Here is a 19,402-nt window from a genome sequence, read left to right on the forward strand (position 1 = left end):
ATTGGCGTAGGAGCAAGGCTTGCCCGCGAAGAGGCCGGCGCATTCACCATCAATCCTGTAGCACCCATCACTCCGGCGCCGAGACCGGCCCCCCAATGCAGCGCCCCACGCTTGCTCACGCCCGATGTAAGTCATTTCCTTGGGCTTGCAGACAACCGGGAGAATTTTCACCGTATGGATCCGGGTACGGTATTCAGCCTTGAACTTCTGGTCGGCGCATCCAGCGAGGAAAAGCACGGCAAACATCAGGAAAACCTGTGCGCGTCCGAGCGATTGCCCGGACGCGCCGTTCTTCACTGCGCCAGCGTCGCGTTGTCGATGACGAAGCGGTATTTGACGTCACCCTTGAGCATCCGCTCGTAGGCTTCGTTGATGTGCTCTGCGCGTATCAGCTCGATGTCCGAAACGATGCCATGCTCGGCGCAGAAATCGAGCATCTCCTGGGTTTCCGGGATGCCACCAATCATTGAGCCGGCGAGCGTGCGTCGCTTCATGATCAGGTTGAACACGTTGGGCGCTGCGTGCGGCGATGCCGGAGCACCGACCAGTGTCATGGCGCCGTCGCGTTTGAGCAGGACCAGAAAGGCGTCCAGGTCGTGGGGGGCGGCGACCGTGTTGATGATCAGATCGAAGCTCTTCAGGTGCGCAGCCATCTGCTGTGCATCGCTGGACACCACCACTTCATCGGCGCCCAAGGCCCTTGCGGCCTCACGCTTGGACTCGGAGGTGGTAAAGGCCACCACATGGGCGCCCAGCGCATGGGCGAGTTTGATGCCCATATGCCCCAGGCCACCGATGCCGACAACGCCCACTTTCTTGCCGGGGCCCGCGCTCCAATGCCGCAATGGCGACCAGGTGGTGATACCCGCGCAGAGCAGTGGCGCCACGGCAGCCAGCTGGTCCTCGGGGTGGCGAATACGAAGCGCGTAGCGCTGATTCACCACGATCGATTGCGAGTATCCACCAAGGGTCCAGCCTGGGGCATCCGGGGTCGGAAAGTTGTAGGTACCGATCATGCCGTCGCAGTAGTTTTCCAGCCCCGCGTCGCATTCCTCGCAATGCTTGCAGCTGTCGACGATGCAACCGACGCCGACCAGATCACCCACCGAAAAACCGGTGACGTTCGCGCCTGTTGCGGTAACACGACCAACGATCTCGTGGCCCGGCACACAGGGATACTGGGTGCCTTCCCACTCGGAGCGAACCTGATGCAGGTCCGAGTGACAGATACCGCAATACGCGATCTCGATCTGCACATCTTCCGCGCCGGGCGAGCGACGAGTGATGCGCAGGGGTTCAAGTGGTTTATCGGCCGCGTGGGCGCCATAAGCGAAAACTTGCATGGAGGTTCTCCTGTATCAGTTCAATACATTGTCCCGATCCATTCGCTTCTGCCGTAGCTCAATCCGGTCGAATACTTGCCTGATCCTGTGGAGATGCAGGGGAACATTACCAAACAGCACCTGACGGAACTGTTGCCTGAAGAACGTAGCGGCTGACGAAGCCTGCGTGAGAGTCAGGCGAAACAGATGTCGACCGACCTGACACCTTCGCGGGCAAGCCTTGCTCCTGCAGGTTTGGCTGTGACATTGACGTAGGAGCGAGGCTTGCCCGCGAAGAGGCCGCCCCATTCACCATCAATCCTGTAGCAGCTGGCGAAGCCTGCGTCCGGCTGCGAAGCAGTCGTAGAATCAGCCGACGCGGTGTTTCAGGCAGACCTCGCACTCAGGTTTTGCGACTGCTTCGCAGCCGGACGCAGGCTTCGCCAGCTGCTACAGGGATTTGTGGCGGTTTGATGTACTGGCCTCATCGCTCAGCCCCTGCCCAACCAACCATCAGCAGTGCTGAACTGCCAGCGGATTTTTCTGCAACAACAGGGATTGACCTTAAAGCGAGGTATAAGGTGAGCATGCGCTGACCTGCTCCATGCCGGCAGCGTACTCACTGGAGAAAGACCGATTGAAACAAAACTCGATGACGTGTCCAGGGATGTCGATTTCGTCACCAGCAACTTCACCAATCTCGATCACCAGGGCCATCTGGCCTACGGCTACGCCGTGTCCCGCCAATTCAGCCATGGCTCCAGCCGGAACGCGGATTCGGCCACGCTCACGCTGGGTGACGGCAGCTGGGCAACCTCAAGTGCAGCAAGGGAAACGGTCGGCCCTCGCCGTCCAGTGGAGAACGACCTGTCTGAACAAACCCGTAATGCAGGTAAAAACCTACCGCTTCCGGATTCTGCTCATTCACGTCAACGCTGATCTCATTGCGAGAACGGCGAGCGTGATCCAGCAATGCGCGCCCAATACCCTTCCCTCGTAAATCCGGCTCGATGAAGAGCATCTCCACGTGTTTTTCGTTGAGCCCGATGAAACCCAGCGGGCGGTCTTGCGCATCGACTGCAACCCATAACTCGACAGCGGGCAGGTAGATGTCTCGCAGCTGCGCAAGTAGTGCCGTGATATCGGATTCTTGCAGGAAGTGGTGAGTGGCGCGAACGGAGCGCAGCCAAATGTCGAGCAGTAGCGGATGGTCGGCGTTGGTAGCCTGACGAATGATCATGGAATCATCCTTTTGTACTTGATATCGCAAATGAGGCACGCCAGTGAATGGCGACCGTATAAGCATCGGCAACGTGTATGACCGCTTCGCGAATTAACGCCTGGGCGGTTCACGGCAGAGGTGGCCGCAAAGGAGGGAGGCGGAACGATACTGATAGGTTTTCGATATGTATATACCAATTGACAGATTTACGCGGCACCTGGGTAATTGCACGGACTTGACCACCGATTTGCATTCGACCTGACCAGCCATTTGCATTGGATTTGACCATCACGCTTCGTGGTCATGACCGGCGGAGAACGGCCGATTCTGTTGAAAAAGTCGGTATATCCAAGTCGCTCGAATATTGATGTGCAAAAACACCTCTTTTGTACGCTGCTGCTTGAAATTTGAGCCCTGAACCTTCTGCCCAAAACTCAGATTTCAATCTCAGGCGCGTACTTTTCTGCTGTGAAAACCGCATCCGACTTTTTCAACAGAATCGGCCAGGAGCAGACGTTCGGAAATAGGGTCTTTTCCCTTGTTTCCCCATCCCTGTACGCGCTAGCCTCAATGCTGTTTTAACCGCCACGAACAGGAAGAGTCCGTGACCCTATGAATTTGGATCGTGCAAAGCAGCTGATTCACGGAGTGTTAAATCATGACTTCCCTATCGAAAGTCTCATCCATGTTCTTGAAGCAGCCATTGAGCTGATTTCTCTTCCGGACAATGACTTCTGCTGGTCGAGTTGGGAGGACGAAGAACAGGCAAAGAGAGAATTGCTAGGTTTGGTCAGCACCCTGAAATCTGGCGTGTTACCCGAAAGGATAAAATTTGCTGTTCTGTTTGCTCCAACCGGTCCACTGCAAGAAGTCAGCCTCAGCAGTGGTTGGGCGGCCCCCTTCCTTAAAGTGGCAGAGAAATATGATGAAGTTGAAGCATTGCTGTGGTGAGCGGGCCAACAACGCACTGAATCTCGTCCACTAAACCGCATTTACCCGCTTTGTAGCTGAGCCTTCGTGTACGACCGCTTTGGGTCGATAGCTGTCCCCAAGGCAGGCAGCGAGCGGTCAAGACGGAACGTATCGGAAGCGTATTATGACAAGCAGCAAAAAGCCGCAATACTGCACGATCTGTGGACGCCTACTCGACAATCCGGAAGATCCGCTATCAGGCAATACCGGTGGAGATTGCTGGGGATGCATAGGCGCTATAGAGGCGGAAATGGGATGCTCAGAGTCGCTCGCCTACGTACGCAAAGAATACGAGGCAGGACTTCGGCCCGGCTGGATCGATCCATTCAAGCCCTGATTCGGAAACTGCATTACGACCGCTTTGGGTCGTTAGCGGACAAAGGATTGCGCATCGCTAGTTGTCTCCTGCGAGAGCAATTTCATAGGCAGAGACAAGCCGGCAGAACTCAAGGCGTAGCACGACCAGACAGGCGTGGCTTGACTTTAAGATGACCAGTCATATTATTAATTCAGCAGCAGGAGTTTGAACATGGCAAGACATAACGTACGCGAGCAACTGATTGACGCTGGTCTCCAGACCTTGCAGCTGAGCGGCTTCAACGGATGTGCAGTACAGGATATAACCCAGGCAGCAGGCGTTCCCAAGGGATCGTTCTACAACCACTTCGAGAGTAAAGAGGCCCTTGCTCTCCTTGTGCTTGAGCGCTTTTGGGAGAGCGGAGCCGAGCGCCGCGCGATGCTCAGTGACGCCGCGGTCGACCCAGTCGAGCGCCTCCGGAAGCATTTCAAGGCTCTGTCCGATGCAGTGATACTTCAAGAGTTTCGCAAAGGCTGCCTGATCGGGAATTTCAGCTCCGAGATGGCAAAGAATGAGGAAATCCGGGGCCGCTTGGCATCGATTTACACCATGTGGAGCCGAACCTTGGTGACCTGCATTGACGATGCGAAAGCAGCAGGGAAAGTCCGGCCCGACCTTTCCGCAGATGCCATCGCCGACTTCCTGGTGAGCGCATGGGAAGGCACAGTCCTTCGGGCCAAGGTTGAGCAAACTCGATCGGCCCTGGATCAGTTCGAGCACGTAGTTTTCGCCAGCTTTTTCACTTGAAAAAGCTCGGCCTTTTTATTTCACATCAACCAAGATGACCGGTCATATTGATTACTTATGGCCAGACCAAAGTGAAGCAAAGCAGGAACTGTACAGGTCTGCGCCAAGCGGCTTGGAGGCGCGGGAAACAAACAATCAACGTTCCATCAAAAAAGCGTTGCCTTGCTGTGATAAACAACTTGGCGACTGAAAAACAATAAGGAGACAAGCATGGCTCTCGATCCACATCTCGGAAAAGTTTTGCAATCCCTCGCTGCCGCTGGCCGGAAGCCTCCTCATGAAATCACGCTGAAAGAAAGCCGAGGCGGTTACTACGCGCTGACTTTTGGCACTCGCACTCAAGAACAAATTGTCCCTGTCGGCAGCGTTGAAGACACCGAAGTCCAAGGCGGCGGCGGAAAGCTCAAGGCACGTGTGTATCGTCCGAAAGGTAGCGGCCCCAAGCCCACAGTGGTGTTCTTCCACGGCGGCGGTTTCGTACTGGGTGGACTCGATACCCACGACAACATGTGCCGTGACATCTGCAAGTCCAGCGACAGCGTGGTGGTCTCGGTGGACTACCGCCTTTCCCCTGAAAGCCCGTTCCCCGCAGCCGTTGATGACACCCTCGCGGCCACTAAGTGGGTGATCCAGCACATTGCACAGTTTGGTGGTTCGAGCGCTATTGGCGTAGCCGGAGACAGTGCCGGTGCCAACCTAGCTACAGTGGTGGCTCAACAGCTTGCCGCTGAAGGTATCAACCTGACCGCCCAGTTCCTCATCTACCCCGGTATAGATGATGTGGATGGGGACTATCCGTCGAGAACGGAAAATGCGAAAGGGTATTTCTTGGAGCAAGACACGCTGAACTGGTTCTTCGCCCAGTACGTCGGGGAGTGGCGTGAATTCAAAGACCCTCGCCTTACTCCCATCAACGCTGCCAGCTTCGCTAACCTCCCGCCGGCGGTCATCGTGACTGCCGAGTACGACCCGCTGCGCGATGAAGCTGAAGTCTACGCAGAGCGACTTCAGTCAGCAGGTGTCGAGGTAGATGTCGTCCGTGGTGCTGGCATGGTCCACGGTTTCTTCGATATGGGGCGCTGGTCGCCGGCTGCCCAAGCCATCATCGACAAGACCAGCTCTCGCTTCGGGGAGCTCCTGCACAAAGTTTAAGGTTTTGGCGCAGAAGCCAATTGGTGCATTGGTCGCAACCAAGAGGTTGATGCGTGACCCGGAGTCCATCACTGCGCGGATGCAAGCCGAAGGAGTCGTGTTCGCAGAGCGTTTGAGAAGCGAGGAGGCTATAGAAGCCTTCTCCGCCTTTGCTGAGCGAAGAGCTCCCGATTTTTCAAAGTGTTCGTGAGATCAAGGAGTGTTGAGGTATGCCTGAGTCTTTAACTGGTTTTTCGAGCCTTATTTGTAATCTCACAAAGCAAGGCGACAAATACACCATTGATCTGCCGCTTGATTGGCTCCAGGGGAGAACCGCCTATGGGGGGCTATCCGCAGCGCTTTGTCTTGAAGCAACCATTCGCTCGTTTCCATTGCTGCCCCCTCTGCGGTCTGCGCATTTCTCTTTTCTTGGCCCTGCTGTTGGCGAGTTGGGTGTTTCTGCGGAAGTGTCTCGCCAAGGGAAGTCAACGGCGTTCACCCAAGCTACCGTGGTCGGGGAAATGGGCACAGCCGCTCAAGCAAGTTTCTGCTTTGGAACTGCGAGAGTTTCAGGGTACGACTACTGCAGCATTCCCGCTCCAGAGGTTTCCCATCCGGACACTTACCCAGCTTATTTCAGCTGGCTGAACCGTCCTAACTTCATGCAGCACTTCGAAGGTCGCCTCGTCTCTGGAGCTAGACCGTGTACTGCTGATGAACTGCCTGAAATGCTGGTGTGGTTGCGCCACAGGGATCTCGCAACAGAAACCAATTTGGTGGGGCTGCTGGCGATGGCAGATGCACTTCCTCCAGCCATTTTCGTCATGTTCCGGGAGCCTGTCCCTATCAGCACTGTCACTTGGTCCGTCGACGTGCTGGATGAGTCGTGCGAGACCGAAGAGGGTTGGTGGCTGGTCCGGTCTGTTGCAGAGAGTGCAAGCAATGGTTTTACGACGCAGGTGATCACGATCTGGGCGGCAGATGGCCGGCCAGTTCTTTCCGCTCGTCAAAACGTCGCAGTTTTCGGCAATGCAGCTCTGCATTGACACTAGCAATCCATTGATTTGGGGAAAGCCAGGGGAGCAGGCTGATATCATTATCAGCCTTGTAGCGTGTGACTCGAACGTATTCTTCAAAGGAAAAGCTCCATATGAGTAATGCGTATGTCGTCGGACACATTTCCGTTAAAGACAATGATCTCTGGTCTGAGTACCGAAGCAAGGTTTCTGGGACCTTACTCCCTTGGCAGGGCGAGGTTCTATTGCGGAGTAAGCCAGTAGCTACGCTTGCCGGGGAAAACTCTCATCTCGATATTGTCGTTATCAGCTTCCCAAGCTTGGCCGCGCTAAATGGCTGGTTTTCATCGCCCGCTTATCAAGCACTTATTCCGCTTCGAGAGCAGGCGGCAGAAATGGCCATGAGGGCTTATGAGGCATAGAGTCTTGTGCTCACCCTTGGCCGGCACTGACGGGATAATCGTATTCCAGCCCCCGCAGCTAGGTAGTCTGTTGGCTCCTGAGGCGAAGCTTTTACCAGATATCAGGACCAATTCGTGAAGTAAGTGCTGGGTACGCATCACAGCAGCGTACCCAGCAGAGGGTCAGTAACCGATGGTGAAGCGACCATACTCGTGTTCAGGCTTCTCCAGCTCGTTCACCAGAGCCACGGCGTAGTCCTCGAAGGAAATCCAGTTCTTACCTTTGTCATCGAAAACGACATCGTCGCCACCAAGGCGGAATTTCCCAGTACGGATGCCGGGAGCAATCATCATTGGCGGACTGAAGTAGGTCCAATTGATGCTCGAGGCTTTGAGTGCGGCGAACGCCTTCACGTGGGAGGTGGCGATCGGGACGTACTGCTCCGGCCAGTGGCCCGAATTGAGAACAGTTACTCCAGGCGAAAGCCATAGCGAGCCAGCGCCACCAACGACTATTAATCGCGGTACTCCAGTTTTACTAACAGCTTCAATCACGCGTTCGGTGACGCTAACCAGCTGGTCGGTGTAACTCACATCTGAGAAGTATCTGGGATCATCCGTCGATGGGCCAAAGGCACTCACAACAGCGTCTGCACCTTTGATGATGCTCGCAAGCTTATCGGCGCTGCTTAGATCATCGGCGATACTGGTGACGCTGCTCGGCAGCTTTTCAGGACTGCGGGCAACGGCAGTTACTTCATGGCCACGGCTGAGCAGCTCGCTGACGGTTGCTCGCCCTGCTTTACCGGTTGCAGCTAAGACAACAACTTTCATGATCATTGATCTCTATGTTGAGTGGACATAAATTCGCTCCGAGGACGTCCCCGGACCAGTGAGGGAACCCGGGCGTTAGTCGGATGTTGCTACTCCGTCCAACGCAGGGTAATCAACGTACCCAGCTGCACCACCGCCATAGAATGTTGAGCGGTCGTAATGGTTAAGTGGTGCCCCCATCTTTAGCCGCACGGGAAGGTCTGGGTTAGCGATGAACTGCCGACCAAACGCTACTGCGTCGGCATGGCGTGACACGATTGCCTGCTCTGCAGATTCCCCCGTGAACCCACCCGCCACCAACAACGTTCTCGGCCAGTAGGGGCGAAGTGCACCGATATCTTTCGGGGTATCAATCTCCATCGAGTTACCTTTGCGAGCTTCGATCAGGCTGACGTAGGCGATATCGAGTCGATCCAACTGAGTCAGGGCGTAGCTGTAGAGACCAATCGGGTCAGAGTCCCCTACATCGTTGTATGTACCGAAAGGCATGAGCCGAACCCCCACTCGCTCTGCACCCCATACATCAACCACTGCCTGAGTAACTTCGAGCAGCAGGCGCGCCCTATTTTCTACAGCGCCACCGTAGATATCGGTGCGGTGGTTAGATTTGCTGTCTAGGAACTGCTGGAGTAGATAGCCGTTCGCGGCATGCACCTCCACGCCATCGAATCCTGCCGCCATCGCATTACGAGCCCCTTGTCGGTAGGCCTCGATGATTCCTGGGATTTCGTTGAGCTCCAGCGCACGAGGTGTCTCGTACGGGACTGTCATCCATTCGGGTGTCAGAGAAACCTGATCAGTGATAGCGATCGCCGATGGCCCTACCGGCAGTACTCCACCAGGTTGGAAGCTGGAGTGGGAGGAGCGTCCAACGTGCCAGAGCTGAAGGAAAATGAGGCCACCTTTGGTATGGACTGCGTCAGTCACTTTCTTCCAACCAGCAATCTGCTCCGCGGAGTGAATGCCAGGTGTGGAGGGATAGCCTTGGCCATAAGGAGAGACCTGGGTCGCCTCTGAGATGATCAGGCCACCTTGGCTCGCACGTTGTGCGTAGTACTCAGGAGCCAGCTCATTAGGGACGTTTCCATCGGCTGCGCGCATGCGGGTCAATGGCGCCATAACTACTCGGTGAGAGAGCTTGTATGGGCCAAGTTTCATAGGTGAAAAGAGTGTTGGATAAGTCATCGGAAATATCTCTATTCAGGCGTATACCGCGCGGACAGCCGCGAGATCCAAGAAGGGGGCGGAGGCTCTGTTAAGCCTATGGGTCTACCGTGCCTCAAAATAAGATGACCGGTCATCTTGATTACGTCAATGCCCTGATGACAAACGGACCAGCCTGTCGCTCACCGTCGTAGGTGTTTTGAAGCGCGTTGAGTGGCGCGATCGGGGTCGAAAATTTGAGATCGCCTGCCGAGCATTCGCATTTGTCCGCTTCTGGCCGTTTCCTGCCTGTGGTGACCGGCTGAAAACGACCCATGGCTGCCGGCCAACTTAAGCAAAAAATGGATGACAGCTGCCTGCAACTGGGCTGCGGGCGTTGAGCCATGAATGAGATCAGCGTGCCTTCTCGTCCATGACTTTGAACATGAGCCCGATGCCGATAGGGTCCTGGCAGTCTGGGGTCAGGGCCTGCATCTGTTTGAAATGGTCCCGCGCTTTCGGACTCTCAATATCGCCTTTGAAAGTAAGCAGGTAATAACCGTCTGCACGAAACTGTTCAAGACTCAGAGGCAGTGGCGCATAGAAATCCATCAGGGCAGTCAGCGGACGCTCACGGTTACGTGCGATCATCTTCTGCTCTTTGAAGCAGAAGGAGTTTATCGCTGGCAATGGGTAATAGTCGGAGTACGGATCGGGCTGTTCCAGAGCTTTGAGTAGCTGGTCCCGTAGTCGGAGAAGCTCTGGGTCATCGAACTTGAAGCGCTCGGACGCGTTTTCACAGTCACGCAATAGCATCACCGCGCCGGCCATTAAGCCCTGATCCGAGGCGTTCTGGTATAACGCGCAGGCTTCGGCGTGCCTCGACACAGAGTCCTGATTAGGCAATGTTTTACGACCTTCTTGCAGATTTGCCAGCAAGTAAGTGGCTACTGCATGCCCTCCTGCGCTCGCCTTGCGTAGTTCCCCCTCATAGGTTTGGATGTTTTGTGTCATCTCCAGCACGGCTTGGGTCTGCTTTTGTTTATCGCTTCGTCCCGTTTTCTCCTGCTCGACTAACAGATTAATCCATTGCTGATTAGCTTCGGCCATCTGGATCGCGTGTTGAAAGGCTGCGTCGGTCTCGGCGGTAGTCGCGGCCTGTGCAGCGGTGCACAGTGCGAGACAGAATAACGGGATTGAAGGTCTCAGCGGCAAAGGTGTTTCCTCCTTGAATAGCCGTATAGGTCGTCGTCGCAGGAGGCATATGATGCCAAACTTTTGTCGTGATTGGACGCTTCCGACGTTTGCTTACAGGCAACAGTTAGACTTGGAGGAAGCTGACGCAATGTGGTTTTCCGCTCGGGTTCAACCGTTCGATGGAAACGATGCAGACTTGGGTCAACCGCCCGCTTCTGGCCGGTTGTTGCCTGTCGCCACCGGCAGCAATGGGCAATTCTTTGCCGATCTTGGCTACGAAGCGTGCTGGTCAGGTCGAATGCAAACGGGTGGTCAAGTGAAGTGCAATTTCGCAGCAGCTCCTGAATTGGAACACGTCCCCTGTAGGACCTGCCGCAGGCTGCGATCTTTTGGCAACGCTCGACACAAACGAGTCCATCGCAGATCATCAAATGCCCCTCCAAGGATGCCCAGGGACGTATGCCATGGATCACCTTCCGACACTCTTCACCGATCGTCTTGTACTCACGCCCCTCCAGCTGGAGGATGCCCCCATCATCCAGGAGCTGTTCCCCCAATGGGAGGTAGTCCGCTACCTGGATAGCCGCGTCCCATGGCCGTATCCAGAAGATGGAGCACTGGTCTATGTGCGGGATATCGCCCTGCCTGCGATGACAGCGGGTCGCGAATGGCATTGGATGATCCGCATGCGCAACGATGCCGAATGCACCCTCGGCAGCATCAGTTTGTTTGAACAGCCTGGGAACAACAGAGGCTTCTGGCTTGCGCCGCAGTGGTGGGGAAAAGGCTATATGCGTGAAGCATGTCGGATCATCAACGCGTATTGGTTCGAGACATTGTCGCGTCCAGTCATGCAGGTTCCCAAAGCGGTTGCCAACCACGCGTCCCGCAGGGTCTCAGAGCATGAGGGCATGCGGTTGGTGGGTGTGCGAGAAGGTAATTTTGTCTGCGGGTTGATGCGGGTCGAGGTTTGGGAGATGACACGTACGGAGTGGCTTTCGAATGGCATGAATCAGCCAAAACCCGAAATTTAGAGTCTTTCCCCTGAAACAGGCTTACACCTGCCTCACCCAACCACCGGCGCATGCTCAGCCATCAATTCAATCACCCAATCGATAAACACCCGCACCTTGGCACTGACATGGCGATTCGGCGCAAACGCCAGGTACATCGGCATCGGCGCCATCTGCCAGTCCTCAAACAGCGGCAGCAACTCACCGCTGGCCAGGTGCGGTTTGGCCATGTACTGCGGTAGCCAGAGCATGCCCAGGCCCGCCAGGCCGGCGGCAAGGTAGGCATTGCCGTCGTCGACCGTCAGTTGCGGGCGGCCGTGGGCTTCGATGTGCTCCTCACCGCGCTGCATTGCGTAGGGCAAGGTTTTGCCGGTACGAAACCAGAGGAAGCCGACGGTGTGGTGTCGGCCCTCCTCCAGATCACGGGGATGCGCCGGCGTACCGAAGCGCTGCAAATAGCCGGGCGCGGCATAGATGCCGAGTTTCAAATCGCCCACATGCCTGGCCACCAGAGACTGATCGGTGATCTCGCCGCCACGCAGCACGCAGTCGACGTTTTCTCCAATGATGTCGACGATGCGATCGCTCACGCCCAGGGTCAGCTGAATTTCCGGATAACGCGCAAAGAACCTCGGCAGAGCCGGCATCAGCAGCATGCGCGCAAATGGGCTGGGCACATCCACCCGCAGCCGCCCGCGCGGTGTCAGCGACGCGCTGGACAAGCTGGTCTCGGCATCGTCCATATCGACCAGAAGCCGCACGACGCGTTCGTAGTAGGCCGCGCCGTCGGCGGTGACATTGACCTTGCGTGTGGTGCGGTTGAGCAGGCGCACACGCAGCCTCGCTTCCAGTTGCTGAACGAGCTGCGTCACGGTGGTCTTGCTCATGTGCAGGGTGGCTGCGGCCTTGGTGAAACTGCCCGTTTCCACCACCCGGGCAAACGCCTGCATTGCATCGAAACGGTCCATTTCACGCCTCTCTCGGGTCTGGATTGTTTGGATTGTACAAACAGTCATGACCAGAGCTGCCCGTTTATTGAGGTCGGCGGCCTTTTTTATAGTGGCCTCACCGTAAACACCGGGCCGCGATGGCCCTGAAGGATGTAAGCAATGACTAGCAAACGTGATGTTGTTTTCCCGCCTGACCGCCATGCGCTGTACGAGCTGCACCGCTACTCGCCGGCGATTCGCTCCAACGGTTTTCTGTTCGTATCCGGTCAGGTGGGCAGCCGCAAGGATGGCTCGGCCGAGCCGGACCTTGCGGCACAGGTTCGCTTGGCCTTTGCCAACCTGAACGCGATTTTGGCCGAGGCCGGCGGTAGTTTCGAGGATGTGGTCGACACGACGATCTTCATGGTCGACCCCGACTCGACATTCGAAACCATCTGGGAAGTGGCGGCCGAGTATTGGGGCGAAGCGCCCTATCCGACGGTGACCGCTATCGGCGTGACCTGGCTGTCGGGCTTCGACTTCGAGATCAAGGTGATCGCCAAGCTGCCGGGCCTGTAGGAGCGAAGCTTGCTCGCGAAAGCGGTTCATCAGACGCCATCGGTGTGGACTGGCAGACCGTCTTCGCGGGCAAGCCTCGCTCCTACAGGGCAGGCATTGAACCGCTCCCACAGGGTATTGTGGTGCGGCTGAGAGCGATGGACTCAGGACCGCCGCGTCTTGTGCTCCAGCAACCGCACTCCCAGCGACAGCGGATAACACAACGCAAAGTAGATCGCGCCCACCAGGATGTAGATTTCCAGTGGCATGAAGTACACCGAGCTCAAGTCCTGCGCCCGCAGCATCAAGTCCGGTGCGGCGATCAGCGAGGCGACCGAGGTGTCCTTGAGCAGCGAAATGGCGACGTTGCCGATGGGTGCCAGGACGATGCGGATGGCCTGGGGCAGCACCACCCAGCGCAGCACCTTGAGCCGTGGCATTCCGATGGCTTTTGCCGCTTCCACCTGCCCTTTGGGCACTGCCTCCAGCCCCGCCCGATAAATCTCCGCCAGATACGCCGCCGCATTGAGCCCAAGGCCAATCATCGCCGCCTGGAACGAGCTGAACTGCACGCCGATTTCGGTCAGGCTGAAATAGACGATGAACAGTTGCACCAGCGCCGGTGTTCCCCGGAACAACTCGATGTAGCCCAGCGCCAGCCTGCGCAATGACCGGCTGCTGGACAACCGCGCCAGCGCCACCAGCAGCCCGACGATCAAGCCGATCACCAGCGCGCCAAACGCCAGTTGCAAGGTAGCCCAGGCCGCCGCAAGGAACTCGACATGGGTGGCTTCCCACAGTTCGCCGTAGCCCATATCAGTTCTCCTTGACGACTTTGAGGCGGCGTTCGGTGCGCGCCGCCCAGTGGGACAGCACCAGACTCAGCACCAGGTAAATCATCGCCAGCAAAAAGTAGATGAGGTTGGTCTGGTAGGTCTCGCTGACCAGCATCTTCGCCTTGAACGTCAGCTCCGGCACCGCGGCGGCGGAGGCCAGCGAGGTGTCCTTGAGCAGGCCGATGGCGAAGTTGGCCATCCCCGGAATCGCCACCTTGAACGCCTGGGGCAACACGATCAGGCGCAGCGCCACGGCGCGGGTCATGCCGATGGAAAACGCCGCCTCGCTTTGCCCGCGATCGATGGTGCGGATGCTCGCGCGGAACACCTCCGACAGAATCGCCGCACCGTTGAGCCCGAAACCGATGATCGCTGCACCGATCGCCGGCAGGGTGATGCCGATGTAGGTCAGCCCGAAGTACAGGATGAACAACTGGGTCAGGATCGGAACGTTGCGGAAGATCTCCAGGTACACACTGGCGATCAGGCTCAGGAGGCGACTGCGCGACAACCGCATCAACGCCAGACAGAACCCCAGCAGCGCCGCCACGACGAACGCCGCGGCGGTCAGGCCAACCGTGGTCAATGCGCCCATGCCCAGCACGTTCAGAAAGTACGGCAGCAGTTCGATGGCCTTGTGCAGTGCGGTAGTATCGAACATCGATCAATGCTCCTGCACGGCGCGGATAAAGGAGCGGGTCCGTTCCACCTGGCTCTCGCGGAAAATCTGCCGGGGTGGTCCCTGTTCGACGATGTTGCCGTCGGCCATGAAGATCACCTGATCGGACACGCTCTCGGCGAAGCTCATTTCGTGGGTCACGATGATCATCGTCATGCCCTCCTCCGCCAGCTTGCGCATTACCCCCAGCACCTCCCCCACCAGTTCCGGGTCGAGGGCCGAGGTGGCTTCATCGAACAGCATCAGCTTGGGTCGCATCGCCAGTGCGCGGGCGATGGCGATGCGTTGCTGCTGCCCGCCCGAGAGCTGTTCCGGAAAGGCATCGCGCTTGGCGAACATGCCGACCTTGTTCAGCAGATCCTCAGCCATCGCCACCGCTTCGGCACGCTCGCGCGCCTGGACCTTGAGCGGCCCGAGGATGATGTTTTCCAGCACCGACAGATGCGGGAACAGGTTGAAGCGCTGGAACACCATGCCGATTTCCGCACGCATCCGCGCCAGTTCCTTATCGCTCATGGGCACCTTGCGGGTGCCCACCAGCCGTTGCCCGATCAGTTCGTTATCGATGTAGATATCGCCCTTGGTCGGTTCCTCCAGGTAATTCACGCAGCGCAGCAAGGTGGTCTTGCCCGAGCCGCTGGGGCCGATCAGCGAGATCTTCTGGCCCTGCTGCACATTGAGGTCGATGCCCTTGAGCACTTCCAGGCTGCCGAAGGACTTGTGCAGCCCCTCGATGCGTACCAGTGGAGTTGATTCAGCCATGCGCCCGCTCCTCTATTCAGGCAAACGCCTGGCTGAAATCACGGGCCGGGTGCTCGAACGGGCCGATCACGTTGCCCTTGTCGTCGCGATCGACGCCGATACGCGGGTTCTTCGCCGGTGGTACCAGGTAGTCGGGGTTCTTGATGCCGTACTTGGCCAGGATCGGCTTGATCTGATCGGTCGCCTTCAGCCAGCGCACGCCCTGGTTCACCCCGTCGAACAGGTCCTGGTTCTGCGGATGCACGCCCCAGATCGCCTCGAACTTGGCGGTCAGGCTGGGGAATTTCTCGTCGTAGGCCATGGGGATCTGTTTGAGCTTGAGGCTCGGGTCCTGAAGGATCATGTAGTCGATGGTCGGTGCATCGAGCACGGCAAAATCCAGGCGTCCGGCGCGCACGTCACGCAGGCAGGAGTCGGTGTTGTCGTAGAGTTTGACCTCCTTCACGCCCTCGATTTTCTTCATGTCGGGAATGGTGAAATAGCCGGTGATGGCGCCGATGGTGCGGCCCTTCACATCGTTGACCGTGATCGAGGTGTCGAACGGTTCGCTGTCCCGCATGATCACGTAGGCGCCGGTGTAGAACACCGGGTCGGTCAGCAGCAGGATTTTCGAGCGCATCGGGTTCCAGGCGAAGTTGCCGCCGAACCAGTCGGCGCGCCCGGACCGCACCGCCTCGACCACCGCCGGGAAGCCCATGGTCAGCACATCGAGTTTCAGCTCCAGGCGATCGGCGATGAGCTTTAGCAGTTCAAGGTCAGTGCCGATCGGCACGCCTTCGCGCAGCGCGCCCAGGGGCATGTCGCCCAGGCACGCGGCGGTCAGATAACCGGGCCGCACGGTCTTGATCGGCTTGTCGGCCGCGAAGGCGAAGGACACCGGTCCCATGGCGCTGGCGGCCAATGCGGCGAGTGAACCGTAGCCGGCCGCCTTGAGCAGGCCGCGGCGGGAGAAACCCTGGGTATCGAACTTGAAGTCGGACATAGATCACCTATTGGCAAATTTATTGTTTTTGACCGGTACAAGCCTTGTTGCTGATGCGCCGTCCCTGGCGTGGTGGGTTCTTCTACTGATGTTTCCCGGGATTCATGACCGTGCCGACAAGCCCGCGAGGATGTCGTTGGCATTGACGTGGGGTTTGGCGTCTTGCTGCCGCTGACGCTTGAGGATCAGGTAAGCGGCGGACACGACGGCGAGGCTGACCAGACTGGCGAGGAACTGTGTACGCAAGGTTTCCTGGAACGCCATGGCGACCAAAACACCCGCAATCACTGCCACCACAGCATAGGACAGCCAGGGGAACAGCCACATTTTCAGGGTCAGCCGCGCCGGCGCCGTGGCCTCGACCTGACGCCGCACCTTGATCTGTGCCAGCGCCACCGCCAAGTACACGAACAGCATCACCGCGCCGGAGGCGTTGACCAGAAACAGGAACACGCCTTGCGGAGAAATGATTGCGGCCATGATCGCGATGTAACCGATCACACTGCTGAGCAGCACCGCGGCCCGTGGCACCTTGCGCTCGGTCAGCACCGCGAGTTTCGCCGGCGCATCACCGCGCTGGCTCAGGCCGAACAGAATCCGCGAAGACACATACAGGCCGGAGTTGAGCGCCGACAGCACCGCCACCAGCACCACTGCCTGCATGATCATCGCCGCGCCCGGAATGCGCATGACATCCAGCGCCGCCACGAACGGCGAATGTCCGGCGACGATCTGGCCCCAGGGCACCACGCAGACGATCAGGAAGATCGAGCCGACGTAAAAGGTGATGACCCGGAAGATCACCGAACGGGTCATGTTCGCCACGTTCTTCGAAGGATCGTCGGATTCGGCGGCGGCAATGGTCGCGATCTCGGCGCCACCCACGGCGAAAATCACCGTCGGCACTCCCGCCAGAATGGCGCTGACGCCATAGGGCATGAAGCCGCGATCATTGACCAGGTTGCCCAGCAGGTCGCTGGTACTCGGGGCAAAGCCGAACAAATAGGCACCGACGACAAAGATGAAGACGATGATGGCGAACACCTTCAGCGAGGCGAACCAGTATTCGAACTCGCCATAGGATTTCACCGACAGGCAGTTGATGGCGGTCATGATCGCCAGCAGGCTCAGGCCGATCATCCATGCCGGCAGCGGGATCCACTGCTCGAGGATGTTGGCGCCGACCACCGCTTCCACCGCCACCACAATCACCCAGAAGTACCAGTACAACCAGCCGCTGGTAAAACCGACCCAATTGCCCAGGCCGATGCGCGCGTATTCGGTGAAGGAGCCGACGCCGGGCAACGCCACGGCCATCTCGCCAAGCATGCGCATGACCAGCATCACCACGATGCCGGCAGCGAGATAACTCAGGAAGGCGGCAGGACCAATCGCCTGAATCGTCGCGCTGCTGCCGACGAAGAGACCGGCACCGATGATCCCGCCCAGGGAAATCATGGTGATGTGACGCTGACGCAATGCGCCACTCAAGCGTTGCGGGTTGCCTTTTGGCTGGGCATTGCTCATCGGATGACCTCCGCAGCATTGGATAGGGTCAATCGACCGGATAATTTCATCGAAGACTTTGCGCGAGGGAGACAACTCACCGGATACTCTGTGCCGCTCGCCGGCAGGCGCAGGTGTCGGTGGTGTTCGCAGGACCGGGGCGTGCCCGAATGGAACGATCTGTAAGTCATGTGCGTACCCGTTGAACTGCGTATGGCAGTCATTTTCTTATTGTGTTGCATGACAAGCATTACAACTCACACACTAATCACGGTTTTTTAGCTTGTCAATGGGCGTTGTATCGGATAAAAAGCAATACAAATTTGCTTATTGTCTTGCTACGAGCATGACAAGCAGGGATAAGGCACCATGAGTCAATTCGAACAACTATTGGAAGAACTCAAGGCCAGTGCGGCGTTGCAACGCGACAAGGCGGAGACCCTGTACGCGCAACTGGCCGACTCGCTGGCCGAAGCCATCGGCAACGGCAAGCTCAAGCCGGGGGAGCGCCTGCCGCCCCACCGTGACTTCGCCAGTGCCTTGGGGGTGAACATCACCACCGTGACCAAGGCCATGGCGGTGCTGCAGCAGAAAGGTCTGGTGGAAAGCCGCCCCGGTCGCGGCACCCAGGTCGCACAGCCACGGCATCCGGCGGCGCAGTTCCAGTCGTCACCCAGCAATGACCCGGGCACGGTTGACCTGAGCGTCAATCGCCCCGCCACCGACGGCTTCAACCGGGTGCTGGCGCAGTTGCTGCCGCGCCTGGCCAGCGACCCGCGCTTTGGCGACATGAAGGACTATCACCCTTCCGAAGGTCCGCTATGGGCGCGCGAAGCCGCCGCGCAATGGCTGCGCCACACGGGCGTGCAGGCCCATGCCTCGCAGATGCTGATCGCCGAGGGCGCCCAGCACGGCATCGCCAGCACCTTGCGCAGCCTGACCAACAGCGGCGATACCGTGCTGGCCGACAGCGTCACTTACCAGGGCATCAATGCCTTGTGCCGGTCGCTGGGGCTGATCCTGGTCGGGGTCGACGCGGACGAGCGCGGAATGTCACCCGAAGCGCTACGCCAGGCCTGCGCCGAACATCAGCCACGGCTGCTGTTCCTGGTGCCTTCGATTCACAACCCCACCGCCATCACCCTCGACGCCGAGCGCCGTGAAGCCCTGGCGGCGGTCATCCGCGAGACCGACCTGCTGGTGATCGAAGACGACGTCTACCGGCCGCTGCTGGATCAGTCGCCGCCCGCCTTCGCCGCCTTGCTGCCAGAGCGCACGATCTACATCTCGGCCCTGTCCAAATGCATCGCCCCGGGCCTGCGCATGGGCTTTGTCATGGCCCCACCGGCGCTGGCCCCGGACATCGCCGCCATGCAGCGCATCGACTGCTGGAGCACTTCGCCGCTGACGGCGCTGATCGCCACCCGGCTGATCGAGGATGGCCATGCCGAGCAACTGGTGGCGGAGCAGCGCGAAGAGTTGCGCGCCCGCCAGACGTTGCTCGCCAGTCACCTGGAAGGCCTGGAATTCGAACACAGCACCACCGGCACTCACGCCTGGCTGATCCTGCCGGAACCCTGGACCGGCTCGCGTTTCGCCCGCCTGTGCCACGACCGTGGCGTGGTGCTGCTGGCCGGCGGCGCGTTCACCCTGCGTCCGGAGCTCTCGCCGCAGGCGGTGCGTATCAATATTTCGGCGGCCCTGTCCCGCGAGCAACTGGTCAAGGCCCTGAAGGTCATCAGCCAACTGGCGCGCCAGGGCCATCTCTACATGCACAACCGGATCTGAGAGAGA

General features: G+C 58.3%; 19 protein-coding genes and 1 pseudogene. 9 read left to right on the forward strand and 11 right to left on the reverse strand.

Annotated elements, in window-relative coordinates; all coding sequences use genetic code 11:
- Positions 1-293 precede the first annotated feature (293 nt).
- Positions 294-1,343, reverse strand: coding sequence for an NAD(P)-dependent alcohol dehydrogenase (locus HNO86_RS21385; RefSeq protein ID WP_175378914.1), 1,050 nt, complete (start codon positions 1,341-1,343; stop codon positions 294-296).
- A gap of 624 nt (positions 1,344-1,967) precedes the next feature.
- Here HNO86_RS21385 and HNO86_RS30315 point away from each other — a divergent pair.
- A pseudogene (locus HNO86_RS30315) lies at positions 1,968-2,129 on the forward strand (acetoacetate decarboxylase (ADC)); the annotation flags it as partial.
- Here the strand turns inward: HNO86_RS30315 and HNO86_RS21395 are convergent.
- Positions 2,110-2,562, reverse strand: coding sequence for an acetyltransferase (locus tag HNO86_RS21395; protein ID WP_175378916.1), 453 nt, complete (start codon positions 2,560-2,562; stop codon positions 2,110-2,112). The pseudogene HNO86_RS30315 and the gene HNO86_RS21395 overlap by 20 nt on opposite strands.
- A gap of 594 nt (positions 2,563-3,156) precedes the next feature.
- Here HNO86_RS21395 and HNO86_RS21400 point away from each other — a divergent pair.
- From HNO86_RS21400 to HNO86_RS21420, 5 genes are all read left to right on the forward strand, one after another.
- Positions 3,157-3,495 (forward strand): hypothetical protein, encoded by a 339-nt coding sequence (locus HNO86_RS21400; protein ID WP_175378917.1) that lies wholly within the window; start codon positions 3,157-3,159, stop codon positions 3,493-3,495.
- Positions 3,496-4,045: 550 nt separating this feature from the next.
- The gene (locus HNO86_RS21405) at positions 4,046-4,621 is read left to right on the forward strand and encodes a TetR/AcrR family transcriptional regulator (RefSeq protein ID WP_175378918.1); all 576 of its coding nucleotides are present in this window, start codon (positions 4,046-4,048) and stop codon (positions 4,619-4,621) included.
- Between the two features lie 210 nt (positions 4,622-4,831).
- The gene (locus tag HNO86_RS21410) at positions 4,832-5,773 is read left to right on the forward strand and encodes an alpha/beta hydrolase (protein WP_175378919.1); all 942 of its coding nucleotides are present in this window, start codon (positions 4,832-4,834) and stop codon (positions 5,771-5,773) included.
- A gap of 209 nt (positions 5,774-5,982) precedes the next feature.
- Entirely contained in the window at positions 5,983-6,798 is an 816-nt protein-coding gene (locus HNO86_RS21415; RefSeq protein WP_175378920.1) for a thioesterase family protein, read from the forward strand.
- A gap of 104 nt (positions 6,799-6,902) precedes the next feature.
- Positions 6,903-7,190 carry a DUF1330 domain-containing protein gene (locus tag HNO86_RS21420; RefSeq protein ID WP_175378921.1) on the forward strand — a complete coding sequence of 96 codons (288 nt, stop codon included), beginning with the start codon at positions 6,903-6,905 and terminating at the stop codon, positions 7,188-7,190.
- A 162-nt stretch (positions 7,191-7,352) separates the two neighbouring features.
- Here HNO86_RS21420 and HNO86_RS21425 read toward each other — a convergent pair whose 3' ends face one another.
- From HNO86_RS21425 to HNO86_RS21435, 3 genes are all read right to left on the reverse strand, one after another.
- Positions 7,353-8,003, reverse strand: a complete 651-nt coding sequence (locus HNO86_RS21425) for an NAD(P)-dependent oxidoreductase (protein ID WP_175378948.1) — start codon at positions 8,001-8,003, stop codon at positions 7,353-7,355.
- A 75-nt stretch (positions 8,004-8,078) separates the two neighbouring features.
- Positions 8,079-9,188 (reverse strand): alkene reductase, encoded by a 1,110-nt coding sequence (locus tag HNO86_RS21430; RefSeq protein WP_175378922.1) that lies wholly within the window; start codon positions 9,186-9,188, stop codon positions 8,079-8,081.
- Positions 9,189-9,560: 372 nt separating this feature from the next.
- Positions 9,561-10,256, reverse strand: coding sequence for a hypothetical protein (locus tag HNO86_RS21435; protein WP_175378923.1), 696 nt, complete (start codon positions 10,254-10,256; stop codon positions 9,561-9,563).
- Between the two features lie 551 nt (positions 10,257-10,807).
- On the opposite strand from HNO86_RS21435, the gene HNO86_RS21440 reads away from it, so the two are divergent.
- Positions 10,808-11,377: a GNAT family N-acetyltransferase gene (locus HNO86_RS21440; RefSeq protein ID WP_175378924.1), complete on the forward strand. Its 570-nt coding sequence runs from the start codon at positions 10,808-10,810 to the stop codon at positions 11,375-11,377.
- A gap of 32 nt (positions 11,378-11,409) precedes the next feature.
- Here the strand turns inward: HNO86_RS21440 and HNO86_RS21445 are convergent, their stop codons facing one another.
- Positions 11,410-12,324: a LysR family transcriptional regulator gene (locus HNO86_RS21445; RefSeq protein ID WP_175378925.1), complete on the reverse strand. Its 915-nt coding sequence runs from the start codon at positions 12,322-12,324 to the stop codon at positions 11,410-11,412.
- Positions 12,325-12,465: 141 nt separating this feature from the next.
- Here HNO86_RS21445 and HNO86_RS21450 point away from each other — a divergent pair, with 141 nt between their 5' ends.
- Positions 12,466-12,864: a RidA family protein gene (locus HNO86_RS21450; RefSeq protein ID WP_175378926.1), complete on the forward strand. Its 399-nt coding sequence runs from the start codon at positions 12,466-12,468 to the stop codon at positions 12,862-12,864.
- A 143-nt stretch (positions 12,865-13,007) separates the two neighbouring features.
- Here the strand turns inward: HNO86_RS21450 and HNO86_RS21455 are convergent, their stop codons facing one another.
- The 5 genes from HNO86_RS21455 to HNO86_RS21475 all read right to left on the reverse strand — a co-directional run bounded on the left by HNO86_RS21455 (position 13,008) and on the right by HNO86_RS21475 (position 17,629).
- Positions 13,008-13,658 carry an amino acid ABC transporter permease gene (locus HNO86_RS21455; protein ID WP_175378927.1) on the reverse strand — a complete coding sequence of 217 codons (651 nt, stop codon included), beginning with the start codon at positions 13,656-13,658 and terminating at the stop codon, positions 13,008-13,010.
- A gap of 1 nt (position 13,659) precedes the next feature.
- Positions 13,660-14,340 (reverse strand): amino acid ABC transporter permease, encoded by a 681-nt coding sequence (locus HNO86_RS21460; protein ID WP_175378928.1) that lies wholly within the window; start codon positions 14,338-14,340, stop codon positions 13,660-13,662.
- Between the two features lie 3 nt (positions 14,341-14,343).
- Positions 14,344-15,120, reverse strand: coding sequence for an amino acid ABC transporter ATP-binding protein (locus HNO86_RS21465; protein WP_256672708.1), 777 nt, complete (start codon positions 15,118-15,120; stop codon positions 14,344-14,346).
- Between the two features lie 16 nt (positions 15,121-15,136).
- Complete coding sequence (locus HNO86_RS21470; protein WP_175378929.1) at positions 15,137-16,102, reverse strand: transporter substrate-binding domain-containing protein; 966 nt, start codon at positions 16,100-16,102, stop codon at positions 15,137-15,139.
- A 102-nt stretch (positions 16,103-16,204) separates the two neighbouring features.
- Positions 16,205-17,629, reverse strand: a complete 1,425-nt coding sequence (locus tag HNO86_RS21475; RefSeq protein ID WP_175378930.1) for an amino acid permease — start codon at positions 17,627-17,629, stop codon at positions 16,205-16,207.
- A 348-nt stretch (positions 17,630-17,977) separates the two neighbouring features.
- Here HNO86_RS21475 and HNO86_RS21480 point away from each other — a divergent pair, with 348 nt between their 5' ends.
- Positions 17,978-19,396 carry a PLP-dependent aminotransferase family protein gene (locus tag HNO86_RS21480; RefSeq protein ID WP_175378931.1) on the forward strand — a complete coding sequence of 473 codons (1,419 nt, stop codon included), beginning with the start codon at positions 17,978-17,980 and terminating at the stop codon, positions 19,394-19,396.
- Positions 19,397-19,402: the final 6 nt, after the last annotated feature.

This window comes from Pseudomonas sp. C1C7 (assembly GCF_013359595.1).
Classification (GTDB): Bacteria; Pseudomonadota; Gammaproteobacteria; order Pseudomonadales; family Pseudomonadaceae; genus Aquipseudomonas.